The sequence below is a fragment of the Thioclava sp. JM3 genome (assembly GCF_002213185.1).
GTDB lineage: Bacteria > Pseudomonadota > Alphaproteobacteria > Rhodobacterales > Rhodobacteraceae > Thioclava > Thioclava nitratireducens.
In genome coordinates this window covers 1-2,901 of sequence record NZ_NBOB01000032.1, presented here as the reverse complement: position 1 = coordinate 2,901, position 2,901 = coordinate 1, and the positions used below count along the sequence as shown (strand labels likewise).

Annotated in this window: 3 protein-coding genes; all 3 read left to right on the top strand. The window is 65.0% G+C overall.

Annotated features, from left to right (window positions below):
* Positions 1-3: 3 nt before the first annotated feature.
* Positions 4-972: a sugar ABC transporter substrate-binding protein gene (locus B6V73_RS20275; protein WP_075777670.1), complete on the top strand. Its 969-nt coding sequence runs from the start codon at positions 4-6 to the stop codon at positions 970-972.
* 101 nt (positions 973-1,073) lie between these two features.
* Positions 1,074-2,150, top strand: a complete 1,077-nt coding sequence (locus B6V73_RS20270; RefSeq protein WP_088726310.1) for an ABC transporter permease — start codon at positions 1,074-1,076, stop codon at positions 2,148-2,150.
* On the top strand, positions 2,147-2,901 hold a 755-nt coding region (locus B6V73_RS20265), incomplete at its 3' end, for an ATP-binding cassette domain-containing protein (protein WP_088720674.1). The genes B6V73_RS20270 and B6V73_RS20265, both read left to right, overlap by 4 nt.

Sequence of the window (2,901 nt, the reverse complement as noted above, 5' to 3'; positions counted from 1 at the left end):
CTGATGGCGACCGGGGCCTGGGCGGAGACGACCGCCTGCCTGATCACGAAGACTGACACCAACCCGTTCTTCGTGAAGATGAAGGAGGGTGCGACGGCGAAAGCCGAGGAGATGGGCATCAAGCTCAACACCTATGCGGGCAAGCTCGACGGCGACGTGGAAAGCCAGGTCGCGGCGGTCGAGAGCTGCATCGCGGCGGGCGCCAAGGGCATCCTGATCACGCCGTCCGACAGCCGCGCGCTGGCGCCGGCGGTGACGAAAGCGCGCGACGCGGGGGCGCTGGTGATCGCGCTCGACACCCCGTTCGAGCCCGCCGACACCGCCGATGCGACCTTCGCCACCGACAACTTCAAGGCGGGCGAGCTGATCGGGCAATGGGCCAATGCGAAGATGGGCGACAAGGCCAAGGACGCGAAGATCGCCTTCCTCGACCTCAACCCGAGCCAGGTCTCGGTCGATTACCTGCGCGATCAGGGTTTCATGAAGGGCTTCGGCATCGACGTCAAAGACCCCAAGAAGATCGGCGACGAAGACGATCCGCGCATCGTCGGCCATGACGTGACCAACGGCAACGAAGAGGGTGGCCGCACGGCGATGGAGAACCTTCTGCAGAAGGATCCGGGCATCAACGTGGTCTACACGATCAACGAGCCCGCCGCCGCCGGCGCCTACGAGGCGTTGAAATCGGTCGGCATGCAGGATCAGGCGATCATCGTCTCGATCGATGGTGGCTGCCCGGGCGTGCAGAACGTCAAGGAAGGTATCATCGGCGCGACCTCGATGCAGTTCCCGCTGAAGATGGCCTCGATGGGCATCGAGGCGATCGCGGCTTTCGCCAAGGACGGCACCAAGCCGCAGAACTCCGAAGGTCTCGACTTCTACAATACCGGCGTGACGCTGATCACCGACCAGCCGGTCGACGGGGTCGACTCGATCTCGTCGGAGGAAGGCCTCAAGCAGTGCTGGGGCTGATCCCCGCCTGACAGATCGGAGGGGCCGCCCGCGCGGCGGCCCGTCCTCTTCGGGCCGGATCACGGCCCCTCACCCCATATTGCACAAAGAGGATGACGGACATGACCCAGACCGCTCCGCCTCGCGGCCAGTCCTTCGAGCACGATCTCGATAAGAGCGACAAGACCGTCGCGGCCTTCAAGGGAAAGAAACGCGGGCTTCTCGGCACGATCCAGCACGGGCTGCACGGCAACCCGACGATGGTGCCGGTGATCGTGCTGCTGTTGTCCATCGCCGTGTTCGGCCTTGTGGCGGGGGGCAGGTTCTTCTCGGCCTTCAACCTGACGCTGATCATGCAGCAGGTCTCGATCATCGGCATTCTCGCCGCGGCGCAATCGCTGATCATCCTGACCGCGGGGATCGACCTGTCGGTCGCGGCGATCATGGTGCTGATGTCGGTCGTGGCGGGCAACCTCGCTGTCTACATGGGCGTGCCGGCACCGCTGGCGCTGCTGATCTCCTTCGCGGGCGGCACCGGGGCGGGGCTGATGAACGGCTTTCTGGTGACCAAGGTGAAGCTGCCGCCCTTCATCACCACGCTGGGCACCTGGTCGATCTTCTACGCGCTGAACCTGTGGCTGTCGGGCGCGCAGTCGATCCGCTCGCAGGATATCGACAAGTTCGCGCCGCTTCTGAAATTCTTCGGCAACACGATCGCGGTGGGCAATGCCCGGCTGACCTATGGCTCGATCCTGATGGTCGCGGTGTTCCTGGTGCTCTGGTATCTGCTGAACAAGACCGCCTGGGGCCGCCACGTCTACGCGGTGGGTGACGACAAGGAAGCGGCGGAGCTTGCGGGCATCCGTACCGACCGCACGCTGCTGTCGGTCTACGGCATGGCCGGGCTCGTCTGTGCGATCGCCGCCTGGGCCTCGATCGGCCGGGTCGGGTCGATCTCGCCGCAGGCCTTCTACGAGGCGAACCTGCATTCCATCACCGCCGTGGTGATCGGGGGGATCTCGCTCTTTGGCGGGCGCGGTTCGATCCTCGGGGCGCTGTTCGGCGCGCTGATCGTGGGCGTGTTCCAGTCCGGTCTGCGGCTCGCGAATGTGGACGTGCTCTGGCAGGTCTTCGCGATCGGCTGGCTCATCATCATCGCGGTCGCCATCGACCAATGGATCAGAAAGGTATCGGCATGACGCAAGAGCCCATTCTCACCGCGCGCGGTCTGGTCAAACGCTATGGCCGCGTCACCGCCCTCGACGAATGCGACTTCGATCTCTATCCGGGCGAAATCCTCGCCGTGATCGGGGATAACGGGGCCGGGAAATCCTCGCTCATCAAGGCGATCTCCGGCGCGGTTTCCGCCGACGAGGGGGAGATCCGTCTCGAAGGCAAGCCGATCAGCTTCCGCAGCCCGCTCGAGGCGCAGGATGCCGGGATCGCGACGGTCTACCAGACGCTCGCGCTGTCGCCCGCGCTCTCGATCGTCGACAACATGTTCGTCGGGCGCGAGCTGCGCAAGCCGGGCGCGATGGGCAAATGGCTGCGGATGCTCGACAAGCCCGCGATGCGCGCCTTCGCCCGCCAGAAGCTGAACGATCTGGGCCTGATGACCATTCAGGATATCGATCAGGCGGTGGAGACCCTCTCGGGCGGCCAGCGCCAGGGCGTGGCGGTCGCGCGTGCGGCGGCCTTCGGCTCGAAGGTGATCATCATGGATGAGCCCACCGCGGCGCTCGGCGTCAAGGAGAGCCGCCAGGTGCTGAACCTGATCCTCGATCTCAAGGCGAAAGGGCTGCCGATCATCCTGATCTCGCACAACATGCCCCATGTCTTCGAGGTCGCCGACCGGATCCACGTCCACCGGCTGGGCAAACGGCTCTGCGTCATCGATCCGAAGCAACACTCGATGTCGGACGCCGTCGCCTTCATGACAGGCGCCAAAAC

Excerpts from the sequence above, each read along its gene's own strand:
- B6V73_RS20270 (WP_088726310.1), top strand. The coding sequence starts at position 1,074 with ATGACCCAGACCGCTCCGCCTCGCGGCCAGTCCTTCGAGCACGATCTC.
- B6V73_RS20275 (WP_075777670.1), top strand. The coding sequence starts at position 4 with ATGGCGACCGGGGCCTGGGCGGAGACGACCGCCTGCCTGATCACGAAG.